This window comes from Oceanobacter sp. 1_MG-2023, assembly GCF_030689025.1.
GTDB lineage: Bacteria > Pseudomonadota > Gammaproteobacteria > Pseudomonadales > Oceanobacteraceae > Oceanobacter.
On record NZ_JAUYWA010000010.1, the window covers coordinates 88,329 to 108,196 of the forward strand.

Genomic DNA, 19,868 nt, shown 5'->3' on the forward strand with positions numbered 1-19,868 from the left:
TACACTTTCGCGGCACCAGCAAGGACCTGGCTAAACCGCTTGCTGTTTCTCTTTGCGAATTTCACACTCCCGATATTCATATACCAATCCGGTAGCCGTACCAAACCGGCCAATCAGGAGGCTGTCCGCCCAATACCTGCCTCGTAACCGTGCCATCCGGCATCAGCTGGTCGAAAGATCGTATCAGGGAAGCTGATTTCCACAGACAACAACGAAAGGAGACTCAAATCATGGATAACCGCATTATCCGCTCCCGCAAACCGCGTAAATGCCCAACGTGTGGCTTTACTCCGGTCGGGGCTATTCTCTACGGTTTTCCAATGTACGACGAACAAATGCAGGCTGACATACATGCAGGGAAGGTGATTATCGGCGGTTGCGAAATGCCGACAATCAATCAAGCTGGAGAATGGGACAGCCCGTACTGGCAATGCAGCCAGTGTGGCTGCGAGATATACAAACGGGAACATTTGCCACCGTTACCCGACAAGTAACCCAGGCACATTGACCAAGCACATTGACCACACATACTGACATCAAACATTGATGACAGCACCCAATGCACTGCCACTCACCGCCGCCAGGCACTGCGCTGTGATCCGCTTTATTGACGGGATAAAGTCATGAATCGCGAACAAACACTCACCACTTTACGTAACCGCAAACACGAACTTCAGGATTACGTTGGGGTACGGGAACTGTCTCGGTTTGGTTCAACCGCTCGCGTCACCAACACCGACAATAGATAATGAGACTGTCTGGATTAATTATTCTTGGGGGTAATCCTTCGGCAACTATTCCAAAGAAACCCACGGTTAAAACTGCTAACGTACGCCATTGAACGCATAACAGGAGCACAGGGTGAAAATCGAGTCTCTGTCGATCAAAAACTTCCGCGTATTCCAGTCAGTGAAAATCACGAAGATGCCGGGCCTCTGTGTCTTTGTCGGAGCGAACGGCACAGGCAAAAGCACCCTGTTCGATGTATTTGGCTTTCTCAAGGATGCTCTGGCTGGCAACGTCCGTACTGCCTTGCAAAAACGGGGTGGTTTTCATGAAGTGGTTACCCGTGGTCATGACCATGAAGCCATCGAAATCTCGGTACAGTTTCGACTACTGATCAACGACGTAGAACGTCTGGTGACCTACCGGCTGGAAATTTGTCTCGACAATAATCGCCCTGTCATTACCAGCGAAATACTCAGATACAAACGTGGCAAATATGGCTCTCCCTACCACTTTATCGACTTCCAGAAGGGTAAGGGTTACGCCATTGTTAACGAGGACGATTTTAATAAAGAAGACTCAGAACTGGAGCGAGAAGAACAAACCCTGGACAGCCCGGATATTCTGGCCATCAAGGGGCTGGGCCAATTCCAGCGTTTCAAGGCAGCCAGTGCCTTCCGGCAGCTGATCGAACATTGGCATGTGTCTGACTTTCACATCAGTGAGGCGCGCCCGTCGCAGGATGCCGGTTATGCCGAACATCTGTCGGTCAGAGGCGATAACACCGCGCTGGTAGCCCAGTATCTGTACGAACAACACCCGGATATCTTTAGCCAGGTACTGGCAAAGATGAAACAACGGGTTCCTGGTATCAAAGACGTCAGGGCGATCGAAACGGATGATGGCCGTATTCTGCTCAAATTTCAGGATGGCTCATTCAAAGACCCGTTTATTTCTCGTTATGTCTCTGATGGCACTATCAAGATGTTCGCGTACCTTCTGTTGCTTCATGACCCGGCCCCTCATCCACTACTCTGTGTCGAAGAACCCGAGAACCAACTGTATCCCAGCTTGATGCCCGAACTGGCGGAAGAATTCCGTCTTTATGCCGAACGCGGAGGACAGGTTCTGGTGTCCAGCCACTCCCCCGATATGCTCAACAGTATTCAGTTATCAGAAATTTTCTGGCTGAAAAAAGAGCAAGGACTGACGATCATTCAACGCGCCTCTGACAATCCGTTGCTGGTCAGCCTGGCGGCTGCCGGAGACCTGCCCGGTGCACTCTGGAAACAAGGACTGTTTGATGGAGTAGACCCTTGATATGACCATGCTGGTGTTTCTGCTGGAAGAGCCTTCGGCCAAAAAAGTACTTGATGAAATACTGCCCAAGCTCCTTCCCACAGAGGTGACTTTTATCTGTATACCTCATGAAGGGAAGACCGATCTGGAGCAATCCATTCCCAATAAACTACGAGGCTGGAACGTCCCGAATAGCTGGTTCATTGTCGTAAGAGACAAGGACCAAGGGGACTGCATTACGCTCAAACAACGACTGAAACAACTCTGCACCGACAATGGACGACCTGAAACCTTGGTACGTATCGTGGTTCACGAACTGGAAAGCTGGTTTCTGGGAGACCTTGCAGCAGTCGCCCATGCTTTTAACCAACCGACACTGGCCAAAAAACAAAACAGCAAGAAGTTTCGCAACCCGGATGCTCTTGCAAACGCCCAGCAGGAACTGAAAAAGCTGATCAAGGGTTACCAGAAAAACTCCGGTGCTCGGGACATCGCTCCCCACTTATCCCTGACCGATAACCAGTCCGAAAGCTATCGGCAATTTCTGAGCGGTGTCACTCGTTATCTGTATGAATGCCGCGCAGCAGACCACCAAGCGGACAGGAAGAAGCCATGAGCTTTCCTGAACAAAAGATCATTGCTCTGGCGCAACAGCACCCCGAAGTACAGGTTGTGTGGCTCTACGGATCACACGCCAAAGGCAATGCAGGTACATACTCGGACATTGATCTGGCAGTCGCATTCGACCCTGTGCACTTGGCCAACAAGCTGGAAACCCGTTTGCGACCGGAGCTGTTAGCGGACGACTGGCGGCAGCAATTGGGGTTGTCAGAAAACGGACTGTCGATATTGGACATTAATCAATCGCCCATTCCTCTTGCTTATTCGGTGATATCTGCGAATCGGGTACTCTGGAGCGCCGACAAAGGGCGGCAATTACAAGAAGAAGCCCGGATCATGTCGATGATGGAGCTGGACTACCAAAGTTTCTCCACGACCCACAACAGAGGCATCCATGACAGATAGCGCTTACCTGTATGCCATGAAACAGCGTCTTGTGTCTGATACAAACAGGTGATGCCCTGCCTCCAACTGCTCTATTTCTTCCACCAATCCACCGCTGAAACTGGAACACCTCACAACACCTCACAACACCTCACAACACCATCACAACGCCAGCCCGAACTCTCCCACGGTTTGATCCAGCCCGGTCACCCAATCCCGAATAAAGCTGCGTACTTTCTGGCTGTCGGGCCGTTCGCTGTCTTGCTGTCGAGACCAGAGGGCGATATCCCGTCGGGCGCTGGTTTGATCTTCTATCTGGATCAGTTGCTGCGGGGCGATTTCTCCGGTCATCAGTGCCAGCCGGGCGGGTAGCCGCACCAGCATATCGGTGGTGTTGAGCAGGTGTATCACCGAGCGAATCCCACCGGTAAAGGCAATACGAGCAGCTTGTTGTGCTGCCGGGTCTTCGACCCCGGACAGGAATCCGGCGCTGGCACCCGCAATCAGCCAGCGCTGCTGCGCCACCATATCGAGGGAAACCGGTTGCTGTGAACCCAGCAAGGGCGACTGCTTGCCAACAAAGACGCCGGAGCGGTCGCGGAACACCACTTGCCGTTGCAGCGCCTCCTGACGATCACAAGCGTGTGCCACCGACAAGTGTGCCGGGGCCAGCAGAAAGTCCAGCTCACCGTTTTGCAGCCATTCAATCTGGGTAGCAGCAGACCCCACCCGGCAATGGAATACATAACGGCTCTGGCTTAAAAAGCTGCTGGTCATCTCGGCGACGGTGGCGTATTCCCACAGAGGATCAATGCCGATGGTGAACTGGTTGTCGTAACCGCTGTGCCACTGGCGAATGATTTCATCGCCCTGTTCGGTGTCGGCCAGTATCCGTTCACCAAGGTGTGCCAGCCGGGCACCGATGTCAGTCGGCACCATGCCGTAGCGGGTGCGCGTCAGCACCGGTGCGCCGACGCGCATTTCCAATTGCTGCAGCGCACGGCTCAGGGTTGGCTGGGTAATAAACAATTGTTCAGCAGCTGCACTGATCGACCCTTGTTTTACAACCATTGCCAGTTGTTTCAGCAGGTTAGGATTCATATATGTATTTTCTTTGTATCTGAATATAAAAACCAATTTTTCCTGATAACTGGCCACAGGTACAGTGTGATGGCTGATTTATAAAAATAATTCATCACACCTCATCACACCATCCACGACCTGGCTGGGCAACGGCTCAGCCCTGCTGTAGGAGTACCTTATGCAATTTCACCTTAACGGCTTTAACCCTGGCGATCCTCGTTTTGCTGATCCCATGGATGCTGTCGTCGCGCCGCCGCTCAAGCGCCCATTGCCGGAATATGTCGATGTGCTGATTGTCGGTTGTGGCCCTGCGGGTCTGAATCTGGCGGCGCAGCTGTCGCAGTTTGGCGATATTTCGGTCGCCATCGTTGAGCAGAAAGACGACCGTCTGCTGGTCGGTCAGGCCGATGGCATTGCCTGTCGTACTCTGGAAATGTTCCAGGCCTACGGCTTTGCTGATCAGGTTATTCAGGAAGCCTGCCAGATCAGCGAAGCGGCATTCTGGAAGCCGGATGCCAATCACCCCGAGCAGATTATCCGCAGTGGCAAGGTGCAGGATGTGGCTGACGATCTGTCCGAGATGCCGCACCTGATCATTAACCAGGCCCGTATTCACGATATGTTTCTGGAGGTAATGCGCCAAGGCCCGGGCAAGGTGGAGCCGCACTACCAGCGTAAATTGCTGGGACTGGAGGTCGACCCGGAAGGCGGCGAGTATCCGGTTACGGTCAAGCTGGAGCGCGGTGTTAACTACTCCCAGTACAGCCAGGAAATCGAGACCGTTAAAGCCAGGTATGTCGTCGGTTGTGATGGTGCCCGTTCCAGCGTGCGCAATGCGATTGGTCAGGAGCTGGTCGGTGATGCTCTCAACCAGGCCTGGGGCGTGATGGATGTGCTGTTGAATACCGATTTCCCGGATATTCGCCTGAAATCGCTGATCCACTCCAACAACGAAGGCAATATGCTGATCATCCCGCGTGAGGGTGGTTACATGGCCCGCTTGTACATCGAGCTGGACAAACTCAAGGAGAATGAGCGTGTCGCTCGTAACGAGATGACTGCCGACGTACTGATTGCCGGTGCCAATCGCATCATGCAACCGTACACCATTGATGTGAAAGAAGTGGCCTGGTGGAGTGTGTATGAGATTGGTCAGCGCATCACCACCGCCTTTGATGATTCAACTCCCGAGCGTCCGGCACGGGTTTTTCTGGCCGGTGATGCCTGCCACACCCACAGCCCGAAAGCCGGTCAGGGATTGAATACATCGGTTATGGATACCTGGAACCTGGGCTGGAAACTGGCTCACGTACTGACCGGGCTGGCCGAAGAGGATCTGCTAAAAACCTATTCTGCCGAACGACGTGAGTACGGTCAGGCGCTGATCGATTTCGACCGCGAGTTCTCACGCATGTTCAGTGCCAGACCGAAGTCGGCCGAGTACCCGGAGGGGGTCGATCCCGCCGGATTCCAGCGCTATTTCCAGCTCTTTGGCCAATACACGGCCGGGGTTTCCATTCAGTACAAGCCATCCGTCCTGGTGTCTGACGACCGCTATCAGTACCTCGCCAGTGGCCTCACGGTAGGGAAACGTTTTCACTCTGCGCCGGTTATCCGTCAGGGCGACGCCAAACCGGTACAGCTGGGCCACTGTCATACCGCCAATGGCGCTTATCGGATTTATGCCTTTGGCGGCAGTGCAGACGCCATGTCGGATCAGTGTGGCGTCAACGCCTTGTGTGACTTTCTCGCCAACGATCCCCGTTCACCGTTATTGCGTCATACCCCGGCAGGAGCTGATAGGGATACGGTCATTGATGTCCGTGCGGTGTTTAACCAGCCACATCAGACTCTGGAAACCGGCAGCATACACCCGGTGCTGGCACCACAAAAAGGCAAGTACGGCCTGCGTGACTACGAGAAAGTTTTCTGTGCCGATCACCGCCCGGAGTCGTCTGGTGGTGGCCAGAATATCTACGACCTGCGCGGTATTCATAAAGCACAGGGTTGCCTTGTGATCGTGCGGCCAGATCAGTACGTTGCCGATGTGCTGCCACTGGATGACTATACCCGCCTGACAGCCTTGTTTGAGGGCCTGTTGAAGTTGCAGTAAACCAGCACGACTCACCGGAGCTGATACCGGTGAGTTTATCGACGCCGTCGTGTTTCAGCGCGCCACCCGTCGCAGCTGGTTGGTCATCACAAACACCGCGGTTCCCAGTACCACGCCCCAGAATGCCGAGCCGATACCATAAATACTGATACCGGATGCGGTGGTCATAAAGGCCACCATAGAGGCTTCCAGGTGCTCTTTGTCATCCAGCATCCCCGCGAGGCTGCCACTGATGGCTCCCAGCAAGGCCAGTCCGGCAATAATGGCAATCATCTCCGTTGGAAAGCTGGTAAAAAACAGCACCACACTGCCAGCAAACAAACCCGCCAACAGATAAAAAAAGCCGCTGGCAATACCAGCAATATAACGCTTGTCCGATTCCGGGTGAGCATCCGCACTGGTACACATGGAAGCGGTAATGGCCGCCACAACGGTCGTAATGCCGCCAAACAGGGCAATAGGAATCGAGGTCAACGACAAGACGGTAATGACCGGTCGGGTCGAGACCGTATAACCGGCCGATTTGAGAATGGTAAACCCCGGTAAGAACTGCCCGGTCAGGCTGACGATCATCAGCGGTAACGCCAGGCTCAAAGTCGAGCTGATCGTCCACTCCGGCATAATCAGGGTCGGGGTCGCCATTTCCCAGCGCAGCGAACTGAGATCGGCATCCAGCACGGTAAACGACAAACCAAAGCCAAGCACAACCAGCAGCACCAGAAAATAGCTGCGGCTAAAAAACTTGAACATCACAAACGCCAGCACCATCACCACCGCCACAACCGGTGTCGACTCCAGCGTACGGAATGCCCCCAAACCAAAATCAAACAGAATACCCGCCATCATGGCGCTCGCCACTCCGCGCGGAATCAGATGCACCACCCGGTCAAACAAACCACTGATGCCAATCAGCAGCAGGATCACCGCCGCCGTGATATAGGCACCAATCGCTTCGTTTAACGACAACTCAGGGAACAGCGTCACCAGTAATACCGCCCCCGGTGACGACCAGGCCGTGATCACAGGTACCCGCAGCCAGGCGCTCAGACAGATCCCGGTGATGCCAGCGCCAAACGACAAGGCCCACACCCAGGAAGTCATCATCGCATGAGAAACACCGGCCTGTTCAGCCGCCTGAAATACAATCGCCAGTGGCCCGGAGAACGACACCAGCACCACCATAAATCCCGCAATCAACGCGGACGCAGAGACATCTTTGATCATCGAGCCTGTTCCTGATAAATCATTCAAATTGGGCGACACCCTTCACTTCCAGAAAATACCCGGGCGCACCACATAAAGAGGCCGCACCAATTGCCGTCCAGGCAACCAGGATACCGTCCAGATAGCGGTCACGTACTTGCATAAATAACGGCAGGTCACGCATATCGGTGTGAAAGCTGGTCATTTCGACCAGGTCGCCAAACGAACCACCCGCCGATTCTAACACCCGCTTCATATTCTCGAACACCATAACAAACTGGGCTTCTTTATCTACCACCAGCTGGCGTTGGGAATCCCGGCCAATCTGGCCGGAGATATACAGTGTCTTGCCGACCAGAACACCCGGTGCATAACCGATGTCATCGCGAATAAATTCCATGCCTGCTGGCACAATGGCTTGTGATTGAAGAGTCGTCATAGCAGTACCTGTATACATCATGGTGATGGATGGTCAGTCGAATGGTTACCGGTAAAAAGCAACCAGAGAACAGGCTAGCCGGGCGAGATGCCCGGCCACTATCCATATCACTTCAATTTGTATCCAGTCACTGCAGAGCGGCAGGAAAACAGCAGGCGGGGAGCCTGCTAGCCCAGCTCCAGTACTTGCTGGCCCGGCAAAATCAGATCCCGATCATGGCTGTTGGCAATCACCAGCTGGTGTTGCCAGTGATCGGCCAGGTTGGCAAAGACCTGCTGGGCCAGATCAACGTCCATTCCGGCTCCCGGCTCATCCAGCAGAATAATCCGCGGCTGCTGCAACACCAGTCGTGCCAGCCCCAGCCGTTTGCATTCACCGCCCGATGCTTGCCACTCACCGTCGCCAAGCCAGGTATCCAGCCCCTGCGGCAGCTGCATGGCCCACTCGTCCAACTGCACCAGAGCCAATGCCGCCAGAATATCGTCATCGCTGTGCGGGTGGTTCAGACACACGTTGTCACGCAGACTGGCACGCAAGATATCGATACGCTGTGGCATCAAGCCTATCCCTTCAGGGCTGTCCAGCGACAGCCGAATGGCACCGGCCGAAGCCTGCAACTGACCAGCCAGCAAGGCAATCAGCGTGCTTTTGCCACAGCCACTGGGGCCATAAATCCAATGCCAGCGAGTGCGCCCCGCCTGCGTTTCAAAACGATGGCTGAAACCATCAAACACCGCCGCTGGCTGGCCAGGGTAGCGATAGTGCAACTGCTCCAGCACCACGGCCAGATCCTCCCGGTCGCCGACGAACTCACGGCCATCGACAGCAACATGATCACTGGCGGCCAGTTGATCAAGCCGTTGTAATGCTTTCATACCCAGCTGCCAGGCTGCCACCACCGGGCCAGCCGTCAACAACACTTCGCCGCTCCCCAGCGTCAGCAACAGCAACATAAACAGGTTGGCTCCGGCCAGTTCACCCGCTTGATAGGCAACAAATCCTTGCCAGAAAATCACCACCACCAGCGCCACCAGTCCAGCCTCAGCCAGCAGCAGCAGTGTATGCTGGCGAGACACCGCCCGTACTTCCTGACGATCGGCGTCACCGGCCTGTTCGACCAGTTGCTCCCCGGCCGCCTGTAAACGGCCATGCAGCGTCAGCGTGCGCATATTACTGAGCAAGGCACTGGAGCGTCGCCATTGCTCTGACCGCAGCTGATGGCTGCCATCCTGCGCCTGCAACACTGCCCGGCTGTACAGTAACGGCATCACCAGTACCACCAGTACCAACAGAGGGATGGCCCAGGGCACCACGGCAGGCAATACCAGCGCCAGGGTCAACAGATAGCCCAATACCGTCGCCACATTCACCACCGCCGGTAATACCGCCGACAGATAGATGGACTCGATATGCTGCACGTCTTGTAGCAAGCGGCTGGTTGATTCATGCCGGTCCAGCTGGATTTCCTGCCACTGCCGCCGACCAATCAGCCGGAACAGATCCCCTCGCAAGCGGGATATAATCCGGAAGGTCGCTTCATGACTGGCCAGCCGTTCACCATAACGCCCCAGAGTTCGTGAGATCGACAGGCCGCGAACCATGGCCGCCGGGGTAAAATAATTAAACTGATGCGCCGCCACAGCATTCAGCCCTGCCATGGCCGCGGCACTGATAAACCAACCCGAGACGGCCAGCAAGGCAACCCCGGAAAATGCCGTCAGCACCGCCAGAAAAATCCCCAGCAGAGCCAGCTTTTGCTCAGCCGCCAGCTGGCGAAAATAATGTTGTGACAAGGACTTCATAACAAGGCCTCCGCTGCTGCCGCTTTGGTCAGCGAGATCTCCAGATCAAACAACTCACGCTCCCCCGGGCGATGACTGGCCATTACCAGCATGCCGCCATCCGCCGCAAAAACCGCCAGCTGCTGCATAAATTCAGCCGCGGTATCCTGATCGAGGTTGGCTGTTGGTTCATCCAGCAACAACAAGGCAGGCCGATGCAGAAACACCCGCGCCAAGGCAATCCGCTGGGCCTGGCCACCCGACAGATAACCGCCGCTGTCGCTGATAAGGTAATCCAGCTGACCCGGCAAGGCCGCTACCAGCACATCGACACGCGCATTGCTCAAGGCTGCCCACAGCGCCTCATCGCTGAACGTGCGCCCCAGGGTCAGGTTCTCGCGAATGGTGGCAAAGAGCAGTTCCGGCTTTTGCGACAGATAACCAATCTGCTGAAACCAATCCGCCTGACGATACACAGAGGCCGGTTGGCCATTGATACACAACGCCCCGGCCAGCACTGGCCGCAAGCCCGCCAGCGTATCCAGCAAGGTGGTTTTACCCGACCCGGAAGGGCCGTTTAACAAGACTTTCTGGCCTGGGTGCAGCTCCAGATCAACCGGCCCATGCACCGGTTTGTCGAGCTCACCACTTTGCACACCACGCAGCTGCAACGACGTCAGTGCCGCCACCTCATGGGGTTGGCTGTCTACCGCCAGTTGGCGATGCCAGCTATCCAGTTGCAGCAGGTGTTCGGCAACACTGACCGCATCCGAACGGTCGTGATACAAGGCTCCCATACGCCGTAATGGCTGGTAGAACTCCGGTGCCAGCATCAATAAAAAGATACCGTCAAACAGACCATACCCGGCCGCGTAACTGCCAACATCGTATTTATCGAGAAAGAACAGCCCCAGATACAGCGCCACAATCGCCACACTGATGGCACTGAAAAACTCCAGTACCGTGCCCGACAAAAATGCCAGCTTCAGCACCTGCATGGTCGATTTGCGATAATCTTCCGACTGTTCAAACAGCCGATCGCCTTCCTGCTCTACCGCACCTGCCAGTTGTAATGCCTGCAGATTCTTCAGGCGGTCGGCCAACAAGTCCCCGAGGCGGTTGAGCTGCTGCAAATTGGCGCGGCTGACATCGGCAGCTTTGGAACCCACCAGCACCATAAACAAGGGCACCAGAGGAGCGGTCAGTAACAGAATCACAGGCACCAGCCAGCTGACAAACGCCGACGCCAGCAGAATCACCAGCGGCATCAGACCGGCCAGCCGCTGCTGCGGTATAAAATCGGCAAAATAACCCCGTTGTTTGTCGATTTCGGTGGTCAGCAAATTGCTGACTTCCGCAGCGTTAAAGTGAGGAAACAAACGAATATTGAGGCCAAAACAGCGTTGTAAGGCAAATTGTCGCAGCGCCGCCCGAATCCGCAAACTGGCGCGATTACCCAGCAACCCTTGACCCCAGACCGCCAGTGCCCGCAATAACAGAATCGCCGCCAACTGCAGCCAGTCCTGTAATGACGGCAATACCGATGAAGGCTGGTACACCGCCCGATCCAGCAAGGTCGCCACCTGCCAGGCCAAGGCAATGGTCATCGCCACCTGTAACAACCCCAGCAGGGTTGAAAAAGCGTTATAAAAGCGGGCTTTGCGGCCAAAATATTTAAGTAACGCCGCCGCAGTGGCAAATTCCGGCGTCTGGTCTGGCGATTTCATCATGGCGGGGCCTGTGCAGAAGTCGAGGCTATATAAACGGCGAGACATACTATCAGAACCCATGGCAGGAAACTGTAAGCACGGACTGAAGAATACTGTTTCAGATTCGCCGTTAGCACTCTGACCAATACCGCCACCCGGCTCCTCTCACTACCCGCTCACTACCCGCTGCGGATATCCATGGTTCTAACCGGGCTGATGTCTGGGCTTATATCCGCGCACCAACCACTTGCTCGATCAACCACTGCAAGGCCGGGTCCTGTACGTGCAGCGGATGTTGGATCAGGGTCATGTCCCAATGCGGCATATCCGCTGGCCCATCCACCGTACGTACCGGCAACCAGTCACTAAACAGTTCGGCCATACGACGCGGCAGGGTTAATAAGGCCCGGCGTTCGGCAACCAGACGGGCGGCGGCAAGATAATTGATCATTTGAGCCAGGCGCTGACGCTGACGTTGCTGGCCAGCCAGCCAGCGGTCGATGCCATTGGTGCTGGTATCGGTCTGGTCCAGCATCACCACATGAGGAAAATCCAGGTACTGATCAAGGGTGAGCTGGTCGGGAATATCATCGAAGCGTGTGCCCGCCAGGCAGACCAGTTGTTCGGTCAGCCAGGGCTGCCGTAACAGGTGCGGGGGAATGCTGAGATTTTCATCCAGACCAATGACCAGATCCACCGAGCCATTTTCCAGCCGCTCCAGCGAGGCGTGCGGGCCAATCATTTCCAGGTCAAAGATAACCCCGGGGGCTTGCTGTTGCAGCGTCGGCATCATGTCTGGCAATACCACCGCTTCAAAGTAGTCCGTGGCAGCAATGGTAAATACCCGCTGGCTATGGGCCGGTTCAAATTGTTTCGGCGGTGCCAGCGTCAGCTCCAGTTGCTTCAGAATGGCTTTGACTTCGGGCAGCATCGCCAGCGCCCGAGGCGTGGCCTGCAAGCCACTGCCACAACGTACCAGCAAGGGATCGTTGAGTTGCTGACGCAGCCGATTGAGGGCATGACTGGTGGCCGACTGACTCAAAAACAGCCGTTCCGATGCCCGCGAGACATGGCATTCGCTGATCAGGGCATCAAATACCTGCAACAGGTTAAGGTCAAAATGTCTTAGTGGTGACGTGGTATCCGACATATTCAGAGTCTCCGCCAATTATGCACAGCGTGCATTATGTCAGGAATATTATTCATTTCTCTAATAATTTGGCGACGCTTATTCTGCGCTTCATACCGTATCGAGACACAGGTAACACCCTGATCTCAGCTTCTGACAACCCAATGAATGACTGGAATATTCATGTACCCGACGTCTGCTTCCCATAATCCGCTGGCTACCTCCTCTGCCAATGCCGACCTGCCGCTCTACGGGGCGTTAGGTATGACCTTTATGCAGTGCCCGTTGATGACAGATATCCGCACCTCCCTCGCCGATGTCATTGTCGCGGGAGTGCCATTTGATATGGCTACGTCTGGTCGTCCCGGTGCCCGTTTCGGGCCTCAGGGAGTGCGTCAGGCATCGGCCAATCTGATTTGGGAAGGCAAGCGTTGGCCATGGACTTTTGCGCTGGATGACGTGTTAAAACTGGAGGATGCCGGGAACCTTGCGTTCCGCCATGGTGAACCACAGACGCTGGTCGACAACCTCGAAGCCTTTGCTGCTGCTTTGGTACAAGCCGGGAAAAAGACACTGTTTTTGGGTGGCGATCACTTTGTCACCCTGCCGATCCTGCGGGCCCAGGCAAAGCAACACGGGCCGCTGGCACTGATTCATTTTGATGCTCATACCGACACCTATGACGGCGGCAGCCAATACGATCACGGCACCCTGTTTCACCATGCCGTCGTGGAGGGACTGGTGGATACAGAACACTCGATCCAGCTGGGAATTCGTACCGCGTATGAATCAGACGGACACCCGTTCGAAGTTATTGACGCCGCAGAACTGAATGACCTTGGCCCGGCCGCGACACTGATGCGTATTCGTCAGCGAGTGGCAGGACGGCCGGTTTATATCAGTTTTGATATCGATGCCCTCGACCCGGCATTTGCCCCAGGTACCGGCACACCAGTATCCGCGGGTCTGACAATGGATGGGGCACTAAAAATCATCCGGGGCCTGGCTGGAATGGATATACGTGGCATGGATGTGGTGGAAGTAGCACCTGCTTACGACCATGCAGAAATCACCTCGCTGGCAGGAGCAACCCTGGCGCTGGACATGCTGTACGCCGTTGCCGCAGGAAAAATGCAAGCCGGGTTACCGGCAGCATAGACGGCAGAACCGTCCAGGGACGATGCAATCACAACCCGGTCAGCGTTGAATCCCAATGCCCTTGCTGATCCGGGTTGCTGCTCACGGGATTCCTTCCTTCTTGCATAGAACCCGGAAGGTGTTGGATAACCTCCCAAAAGCCTGAAAACAGATACTCGTGGATAAATAACCCTGGCATTTTGTTATGTTCAATACAAATGAACGTTCATTTATATTGAACACCTGTGAGTAAAGCGAACGAAACGGGATTTACTGCAACTCTGCGCGGATCAACTGCCCAGGCAAGCCCGAATAGCGGCGGAATTGCGGGCAGTCAATTCTGATGAGCTCTGTAATACCGGAATGGCTCTTTGCTTACCCCGGCAAGCAGTCCTGCCTATTTATTGGGAAAAGGAGCTCAATACCGATCGGATAGCCAACCTGATCAATAAGATTGGTGCTGAACGGATTCTGGCTGCGGAATATATCCCTGCAGGAATCGCCACTCAGCTGGGGCACCGTAAACACTAAATTTGACCCAAACCAAAAAGGCCAAGCGTGGGGAATCACTCTTAAATTGTTTGTTAGGTAAATTATTTCGACCAAAACTCATTAGCCACAAACTCATGATGCTTCAAAGCACTCTGACTATCAAAATGAGCTTTAGTAAACAAAGAGTATAACGAAAATATGATGTCATGTGACTGCTCAACAATGTCAGCAGCATCAGAATAGACCAAACCAAAATCTGCAGCGTCAAATACTCTTCTACCCGTGGTTTCCGTTGATTGAAACTGTTTATGGGAAATCATTTTGTTACGAGCATTATTTACTCGAATGCCAAGTTCTGAACTAGTGAGAGTTTGATATTTTCCAATCGCGACTTCAATTAATTCATCAAAGGCACGCATTTTTCTAGTTGCTTCTTCCACTCGAAAATACTCAACAGACTCATCTGAAACTGAGCCGTTTACAGAGTAGACTTGCAAATCCTTTGAATCTGAAAACCATTTTTTAAGTTGGCTTTTAAAATTGGTGTCTTCTAGGGCTTTCATAACATTATGTACACTAGCCACTTTGGGCTGTGTATCAAACATAATTGCACGCATCTCTGACAGAACATGCATGTACAGTGAAAAACGAAGAGTATTTGCACCACTGGCAGCGTAAGACCCATCCCATCTTTTTAGGTGCTCTGAATCACCGATAAGGTGAGAAAGTAAATTTTGATTCTGGTCTGCTAAAAAGTAGGCATTCACAACACTCGAAAGCATCATTGCATTCTTACCAATTCTTTTAATTATTACACTCATACTTCCCCAATTTATCTGACGCCTCATTCAGAGGCAAAAATTAGTTGGCTATAATGTTGAGGAACGAAAACAGCCAACTGTATTTTTTTCCTTTGCAATGACTTGTTAGGCATTTGTATCTCGGTTAGCCACAGAATCCATTTTTTGTTTGAATTTCTTTCTTAACTCAAGTGACTCGGAAGACTTGAGTTTTTCAATATAATCAGCAAAGTCTTTCTTTAATGCTTCGTGAACAGCATTTCTATTTAGCACTTCCATACCTTCAATTCGTTCATACATATCACCGAAAGACCACACTAAGGCAGAACTTTGAATTTCTGCTTGATGTAGGATTCCACAGCGAAACTCTTTATAAAAATTTTCACGTTGTTCTTTCGTATGGAAATATTCACAAAAGTAAGGACTTGTTTTAAGAAACCTCACGAAAACTTTTTTTGATTTTCCATCAGTTGATTCCAATCCTTCTTTAAAAGCCTGGAGAGTTTCGATTAATAATAAATCTATTGCTAAAACAGTAAAACCAAAGCGCTTTTCGGAATTTTTTAATTTTTTTCAAATTCAATAAGTTTATCTACAGGTTCTAAATACCTAGATGATAATCTCGAATAAAGAACACCAATAGCTTTCTGCCAATCATCTTCGTTACTTTCTAAATCAAGTGACTTCCACTGCTTTGCAGTAAAATTAGGTGCAATATCCAAGTACGACTCCTTGAATGCCTAACGCCTCACTCACCAGAATTTTGGGAGCGAAGCGAGTAAAATTTCCGAGTGCAGTGACTTGTTAGCATGCTACCGAACACGTTTAGAGTTAGTTAAGTAATCGCTACCAGACAACGGCCCTTTATATATATCTTCTAATAAAAAGTGCAGCACTTCTTTGAGTTCTTTCTTGTCACTTGGCAATGTTATTTTGCCATTATTTACAATGACTGAAATGTCAGGAAAATTGGCAGAAGCTGTGGATATTTGCGTAACAGTATAGCTGTCTAATACCCCCGAACTCTTAATAGAGTGCGCCATCTTTCTTACTTGCGTATCGGCTTCTGAGATAAAACTTTCAAGATCAGCAATTTCCAATGAAGCATGTTGCGACATCTGAGTTAAGTCTTCGTCAGTTGCTTCTCGATAAAACCCTGATAGATCGAAAACCATTCGAGCATTGTGAAAGCTTTTAAATTTTGTTCTATTGCCTTCAATAATTGCTACCAACTTATTATCAATAGTAAAGATATCATCAGTAGTTTTTACAAACGTATTGCCAGTTTGCATCTTTATTAGAGGGAGTTGATTTAGCGAAAGAGCCTGTCTTGAGGAAAACTTTTGAACAAACACTTTGGTTTGACCGTTTGTAGTTATGCCTGTAAATATTGCCTTTATCGGCTCATTTGAAAAGTTGGAAATATTCACATCAGTAAAAGATAATGCATTTGCATTGATTGCATTTTTCATCAACGTTGATTCACTAATATCATCAATGATGAGGACTTCATTCTCGCCTGGCTTCCAGTCACCATTAAAATCCACTTCAGTATCTACTCCCTGCTCAAATAATACTCGCTGATCTTCAAATATTTGAATTAGCTCTGACTGAAGTGGACTATTTACCCTAATTCGTTTAATTTGACAGCTGCCGCTATCGTCCTTAATAAACGCGAAAAAATTCTGTTGTGCTGTCATTTTATTCCTCTACATCGATAACTATATATTCTGTTAACTGAGCCACTGTTAAAGGTTGGCTAGCATGCCTAAGTTCTTTTTTTGTGATAAGTACGTAAGTTACACCCTCCGGTGTGCCTACTTTATAAAAGTGCCATTTCATGATGCCTAGAAGAGGATTGAAGTGATAGCTATATCCAGTGCTGGTTATCATGGCAAATATTAATAATGTTGGAACCCAGACTATCCAGTTTAGCGCAGTGAAACTTGCAGTAAAAAGCGGAAGTAAATATAAAAGAAGAAAGCCCATATTTTCACGATCAGCAGCTTCAACAGTCGCTACAGAAAAATTGAAGCGCTCTAAGTTCTTCTTGGCATAGCGAAGCATCCAGATGCAAACCAGTACTAGAAATAATGAAGCTGCAATAGCCAAGCCAGCAAATGTTTTTTCTCCATCAAACCAAGCCACCCACGCATAAGTAAAGCCTACAGGGGCTATTGCTGTGCTAGTAAGTGAAATTTTGGAAAGTGTGCTTAACACATTATTTCCTTTGCTCGAAATTATGATTGAATTCGATTTGCATGCTAACAGTTTCTTTGTGCGCATGCGCGGTTTCTGGGCAAGCCGGTTCCTGGGAAATCACCGTAACTACTTGAATGATAGGAAGTAAAATCCATTTCCAGATCAGTCCATTCTGTGAAAGCGAGCATGCGCATTAACTCATTGGTGCCTTGTGCATTAATCTGTCAACCTGCGCAACAACTTTCCGTATATCAATGCCTTGACGATAACAACGTCCGGGAAAGCGCGCAAGGCTTCTGAAAAAGCGCGCATTGATTTGGGCAATCTTTCAATTATACTGGATATACATACATATCAGATCAAGGAGTGATGAATCTGCTCGACCAGCTGCCGTTCGCTGCGAATACTGAAGAGGATTTGCAGCAGCAAGGCTCTCAATAAAGGCTCCGGAGGAATGGATTCCTGCCCACGCTCGGAATAGGTCAGGCTGAGTTTCCAGTCGATGTGGGTGAGTGCCTGATCGAATAGGGTTTTGATGGATCGTAAAGGGTGATCGTGTGGAACCCGTTCATCCAGTTTGATGGTGGTTTACCGAAGCCAGTAGGCATCAGGGATAAAATCAACAGCCTGCCAGAGCCCCTTTCCCCCCTTTCCCCCCTTTCCGCCCTTTCCCCTCTTTTTACTCCTTCACTCCCTCATCCATCACTTGCCAGCTTCCCTCTGTCTTTAACTGCTCCATTTCCCTGCTCCATTTCCCTGCGCCAGCCACCAGCCATTGGCTTAAATCATCTCTGTGCACAAAACGGATAAACCTTATCCGGCTCTGGATAGTTCGTTTTTCGTCAGGCTTTTAACCTGATCATAAATACGGAGGGTCCATTGATGAACGAGCAACTGATAACAAAAATCCAGGGCATGATGGAAGAAGACAAGGAGCAAGGTCTGTTCCGCTGTCGCCGTGACATGTTTACCGATCCGGAGCTGTTTGAGCTGGAGATGAAGCATATCTTCGAAGGCAACTGGATCTATCTGGCCCACGAAAGCCAGATTGCTGAAAATAACGATTTTTTCACCACTTATATGGGCCGCCAGCCGGTATTTATTGCCCGTAACAAGGAAGGTGAGCTGAACTGTTTTATCAATGCCTGCTCCCACCGGGGCGCGGTGTTGTGCCGTACCAAAAAGGGCAACAAGTCGGTATTGACCTGTCCTTTCCATGGCTGGAGCTTTAATAACTCCGGCAAGCTGCTGAAAGTAAAAGATCCGAAAGAAGCCGGTTACCCGGATTCTTTCAACTGCGATGGTTCCCACGATCTGGCCAAGGTCGCCCGTTTCGAATCCTATCGTGGCTTTCTGTTTGGCTCGCTGCGAGACGACGTCAAACCACTGACCGAACACCTGGGCGAAGCAGCCAAGATTATCGATATGATCGTCGATCAGTCACCGCAAGGTCTGGAAGTGGTCAAGGGTGCCTCCAGCTATATCTACGATGGCAACTGGAAGGTTCAGGCTGAAAACGGTGCCGATGGTTACCATGTCTCGTCCGTGCACTGGAACTATGTAGCCACCACCGCCCGCCGCAAAAACGGCATGTCGGATGACGACGTCAAAGCCATGGATGCGTCGACCTGGAACAAGCAGAAAGGCGGCTTCTACGCCTTTGAACAAGGCCATATCCTGCTGTGGATGCAATGGCCGAATCCGCAAGACCGCCCACTCTATGAACGCCGCGACGAGCTGGTTTCTCAATATGGTGAAGCCAAGGCCGACTGGATGATCGGCAACCTGCGTAACCTGTGTTTGTACCCGAACGTGTTCCTGATGGATCAGTTCAGTTCGCAGATTCGTCATTTCCGGCCGATCTCGGTCGACAAGACCGAAGTCACCATCTATTGCATCGCCCCTAAAGGCGAGAGCGCCGACGCCCGTACCCATCGCATTCGCCAGTATGAAGATTTCTTCAACGCATCAGGCATGGCAACGCCGGATGACCTGGAAGAATTCCGCGCCTGTCAGGAAGGCTTCAAGGCCGGTGGCCTGCCCTGGAACGATATGTGCCGGGGTGCCACTCACTGGATTGACGGCCCGGACGACGCTGCCAAGGCCATCGACCTCAAACCAGTGATGAGTGGTGCCAAATCGGAAGATGAAGGCCTGTATACCATTCAGCACCGTTACTGGGTGGATTACCTGTCTGCCTGTGTCGATAAAACCGGTTCTGATAAAGCCAACGGCTAAGGAGCAAGACCATGAGCTTTGATTACCAACAGATTCTGAATTTTCTCTACTCCGAAGCCCGGGCGCTGGATGACAAACAGTGGGACCAGTGGCTGGAACACTACGACCCGGAAGCCGAATTCTGGATTCCCAGCTGGGATGACGATGGCGAGCTGGTGACCGATCCCCAGGCCCACGTCTCGCTGATGTATTACCGCCGTCGCGATGGCCTTGAAGACCGGGTGTTCCGTATCAAGACCGAACGCTCCAGCGCCTCCAGTTTGCCGGAGCCGCGCACCAGCCATAACACCAGCAATGTTGAAATTGTTGCCGACCATGGTGACCGCTGCGAGATCCGCTACAACTGGTGCACCCACAGCATGCGTTACCACACCGTGGATTCTTATTTCGGCAACGCCTTTGTCACGCTGATCAAGACCGAAGCCGGCCTGAAGATCCTGCAGAAAACCGTTGTGATCAAGAATGACTACATTCATCACGTCGTCGACATCTATCACGTGTAAGACGCTGGC

General features: G+C 51.9%; 21 protein-coding genes. 9 read left to right on the forward strand and 12 right to left on the reverse strand.

Annotated features, from left to right (window positions below; genetic code table 11):
* The first annotated feature begins 230 nt into the window (after positions 1–230).
* The 5 genes from Q8W22_RS08795 to Q8W22_RS08815 all read left to right on the forward strand — a co-directional run bounded on the left by Q8W22_RS08795 (position 231) and on the right by Q8W22_RS08815 (position 3,051).
* On the forward strand, positions 231–494 hold the full coding sequence (locus Q8W22_RS08795) for a hypothetical protein (RefSeq protein WP_305452111.1): 264 nt from the start codon (positions 231–233) through the stop codon (positions 492–494).
* A gap of 129 nt (positions 495–623) precedes the next feature.
* Positions 624–749, forward strand: coding sequence for a hypothetical protein (locus tag Q8W22_RS08800; RefSeq protein WP_303605914.1), 126 nt, complete (start codon positions 624–626; stop codon positions 747–749).
* 112 nt (positions 750–861) lie between these two features.
* On the forward strand, positions 862–2,046 hold the full coding sequence (locus Q8W22_RS08805; RefSeq protein ID WP_305452113.1) for an AAA family ATPase: 1,185 nt from the start codon (positions 862–864) through the stop codon (positions 2,044–2,046).
* Between the two features lies 1 nt (position 2,047).
* Positions 2,048–2,641 (forward strand): DUF4276 family protein, encoded by a 594-nt coding sequence (locus Q8W22_RS08810; protein WP_305452114.1) that lies wholly within the window; start codon positions 2,048–2,050, stop codon positions 2,639–2,641.
* Positions 2,638–3,051 carry a nucleotidyltransferase domain-containing protein gene (locus Q8W22_RS08815; protein WP_305452115.1) on the forward strand — a complete coding sequence of 138 codons (414 nt, stop codon included), beginning with the start codon at positions 2,638–2,640 and terminating at the stop codon, positions 3,049–3,051. The genes Q8W22_RS08810 and Q8W22_RS08815 overlap by 4 nt, the downstream gene beginning before the upstream one ends.
* Before the next feature lie 141 nt (positions 3,052–3,192).
* Here Q8W22_RS08815 and Q8W22_RS08820 read toward each other — a convergent pair whose 3' ends face one another.
* Complete coding sequence (locus tag Q8W22_RS08820; RefSeq protein WP_305452116.1) at positions 3,193–4,131, reverse strand: LysR family transcriptional regulator; 939 nt, start codon at positions 4,129–4,131, stop codon at positions 3,193–3,195.
* Between the two features lie 160 nt (positions 4,132–4,291).
* Here Q8W22_RS08820 and Q8W22_RS08825 point away from each other — a divergent pair, with 160 nt between their 5' ends.
* Positions 4,292–6,226, forward strand: a complete 1,935-nt coding sequence (locus Q8W22_RS08825) for an FAD-dependent monooxygenase (RefSeq protein WP_305452117.1) — start codon at positions 4,292–4,294, stop codon at positions 6,224–6,226.
* A 54-nt stretch (positions 6,227–6,280) separates the two neighbouring features.
* Here Q8W22_RS08825 and Q8W22_RS08830 read toward each other — a convergent pair whose 3' ends face one another.
* The 5 genes from Q8W22_RS08830 to Q8W22_RS08850 all read right to left on the reverse strand — a co-directional run bounded on the left by Q8W22_RS08830 (position 6,281) and on the right by Q8W22_RS08850 (position 12,508).
* The gene (locus tag Q8W22_RS08830) at positions 6,281–7,450 is read right to left on the reverse strand and encodes a benzoate/H(+) symporter BenE family transporter (protein WP_303433575.1); all 1,170 of its coding nucleotides are present in this window, start codon (positions 7,448–7,450) and stop codon (positions 6,281–6,283) included.
* A gap of 19 nt (positions 7,451–7,469) precedes the next feature.
* Positions 7,470–7,868: a RidA family protein gene (locus Q8W22_RS08835; RefSeq protein WP_305452118.1), complete on the reverse strand. Its 399-nt coding sequence runs from the start codon at positions 7,866–7,868 to the stop codon at positions 7,470–7,472.
* 167 nt (positions 7,869–8,035) lie between these two features.
* Complete coding sequence (locus Q8W22_RS08840) at positions 8,036–9,670, reverse strand: amino acid ABC transporter ATP-binding/permease protein (RefSeq protein WP_305414588.1); 1,635 nt, start codon at positions 9,668–9,670, stop codon at positions 8,036–8,038.
* Entirely contained in the window at positions 9,667–11,424 is a 1,758-nt protein-coding gene (cydD, locus tag Q8W22_RS08845) for a thiol reductant ABC exporter subunit CydD (protein ID WP_305414589.1), read from the reverse strand. Before cydD ends, Q8W22_RS08840 begins: the two co-directional genes overlap by 4 nt.
* A gap of 160 nt (positions 11,425–11,584) precedes the next feature.
* Positions 11,585–12,508, reverse strand: coding sequence for a LysR family transcriptional regulator (locus Q8W22_RS08850; protein ID WP_303433568.1), 924 nt, complete (start codon positions 12,506–12,508; stop codon positions 11,585–11,587).
* A 162-nt stretch (positions 12,509–12,670) separates the two neighbouring features.
* On the opposite strand from Q8W22_RS08850, the gene speB reads away from it, so the two are divergent.
* Positions 12,671–13,645, forward strand: coding sequence for an agmatinase (gene speB / locus Q8W22_RS08855; RefSeq protein ID WP_305452119.1), 975 nt, complete (start codon positions 12,671–12,673; stop codon positions 13,643–13,645).
* A gap of 572 nt (positions 13,646–14,217) precedes the next feature.
* On the opposite strand, the gene Q8W22_RS08860 is transcribed toward speB, so the two are convergent.
* The 6 genes from Q8W22_RS08860 to Q8W22_RS16675 form a co-directional block, all read right to left on the reverse strand.
* Positions 14,218–14,937 (reverse strand): hypothetical protein, encoded by a 720-nt coding sequence (locus Q8W22_RS08860; protein ID WP_305452120.1) that lies wholly within the window; start codon positions 14,935–14,937, stop codon positions 14,218–14,220.
* Between the two features lie 105 nt (positions 14,938–15,042).
* Complete coding sequence (locus Q8W22_RS08865; protein WP_305452121.1) at positions 15,043–15,396, reverse strand: hypothetical protein; 354 nt, start codon at positions 15,394–15,396, stop codon at positions 15,043–15,045.
* Positions 15,397–15,479: 83 nt separating this feature from the next.
* Positions 15,480–15,638: a hypothetical protein gene (locus Q8W22_RS08870; RefSeq protein WP_305452122.1), complete on the reverse strand. Its 159-nt coding sequence runs from the start codon at positions 15,636–15,638 to the stop codon at positions 15,480–15,482.
* Between the two features lie 90 nt (positions 15,639–15,728).
* Positions 15,729–16,616 carry a Kiwa anti-phage protein KwaB-like domain-containing protein gene (locus Q8W22_RS08875; protein WP_305452123.1) on the reverse strand — a complete coding sequence of 296 codons (888 nt, stop codon included), beginning with the start codon at positions 16,614–16,616 and terminating at the stop codon, positions 15,729–15,731.
* A gap of 1 nt (position 16,617) precedes the next feature.
* On the reverse strand, positions 16,618–17,136 hold the full coding sequence (locus tag Q8W22_RS08880; protein WP_305452126.1) for a hypothetical protein: 519 nt from the start codon (positions 17,134–17,136) through the stop codon (positions 16,618–16,620).
* A gap of 336 nt (positions 17,137–17,472) precedes the next feature.
* Entirely contained in the window at positions 17,473–17,700 is a 228-nt protein-coding gene (locus Q8W22_RS16675) for a transposase (protein WP_370694168.1), read from the reverse strand.
* Positions 17,701–18,000: 300 nt separating this feature from the next.
* Between Q8W22_RS16675 and benA the strand changes: the two genes are divergently transcribed.
* A complete protein-coding gene (gene benA, locus Q8W22_RS08885; RefSeq protein WP_303433559.1) occupies positions 18,001–19,356 on the forward strand; it encodes a benzoate 1,2-dioxygenase large subunit in 1,356 nt (451 codons plus the stop codon).
* Between the two features lie 11 nt (positions 19,357–19,367).
* Positions 19,368–19,859, forward strand: coding sequence for a benzoate 1,2-dioxygenase small subunit (gene benB, locus Q8W22_RS08890; RefSeq protein WP_303433558.1), 492 nt, complete (start codon positions 19,368–19,370; stop codon positions 19,857–19,859).
* Positions 19,860–19,868 lie beyond the last annotated feature (9 nt).

Coding starts and splice junctions, on each gene's coding strand:
- Q8W22_RS08820 (WP_305452116.1), bottom strand. CDS start 4,131: ATGAATCCTAACCTGCTGAAACAACTGGCAATGGTTGTAAAACAAGGG.
- Q8W22_RS08815 (WP_305452115.1), top strand. CDS start 2,638: ATGAGCTTTCCTGAACAAAAGATCATTGCTCTGGCGCAACAGCACCCC.
- Q8W22_RS08830 (WP_303433575.1), bottom strand. CDS start 7,450: ATGATCAAAGATGTCTCTGCGTCCGCGTTGATTGCGGGATTTATGGTG.
- Q8W22_RS08875 (WP_305452123.1), bottom strand. CDS start 16,616: ATGACAGCACAACAGAATTTTTTCGCGTTTATTAAGGACGATAGCGGC.
- cydD (WP_305414589.1), bottom strand. CDS start 11,424: ATGTCTCGCCGTTTATATAGCCTCGACTTCTGCACAGGCCCCGCCATG.
- benA (WP_303433559.1), top strand. CDS start 18,001: ATGAACGAGCAACTGATAACAAAAATCCAGGGCATGATGGAAGAAGAC.
- Q8W22_RS08840 (WP_305414588.1), bottom strand. CDS start 9,670: ATGAAGTCCTTGTCACAACATTATTTTCGCCAGCTGGCGGCTGAGCAA.
- speB (WP_305452119.1), top strand. CDS start 12,671: ATGTACCCGACGTCTGCTTCCCATAATCCGCTGGCTACCTCCTCTGCC.
- Q8W22_RS08810 (WP_305452114.1), top strand. CDS start 2,048: ATGACCATGCTGGTGTTTCTGCTGGAAGAGCCTTCGGCCAAAAAAGTA.
- Q8W22_RS08825 (WP_305452117.1), top strand. CDS start 4,292: ATGCAATTTCACCTTAACGGCTTTAACCCTGGCGATCCTCGTTTTGCT.
- Q8W22_RS08860 (WP_305452120.1), bottom strand. CDS start 14,937: ATGAGTGTAATAATTAAAAGAATTGGTAAGAATGCAATGATGCTTTCG.
- Q8W22_RS08800 (WP_303605914.1), top strand. CDS start 624: ATGAATCGCGAACAAACACTCACCACTTTACGTAACCGCAAACACGAA.
- Q8W22_RS08795 (WP_305452111.1), top strand. CDS start 231: ATGGATAACCGCATTATCCGCTCCCGCAAACCGCGTAAATGCCCAACG.
- Q8W22_RS08850 (WP_303433568.1), bottom strand. CDS start 12,508: ATGTCGGATACCACGTCACCACTAAGACATTTTGACCTTAACCTGTTG.
- Q8W22_RS08835 (WP_305452118.1), bottom strand. CDS start 7,868: ATGACGACTCTTCAATCACAAGCCATTGTGCCAGCAGGCATGGAATTT.
- benB (WP_303433558.1), top strand. CDS start 19,368: ATGAGCTTTGATTACCAACAGATTCTGAATTTTCTCTACTCCGAAGCC.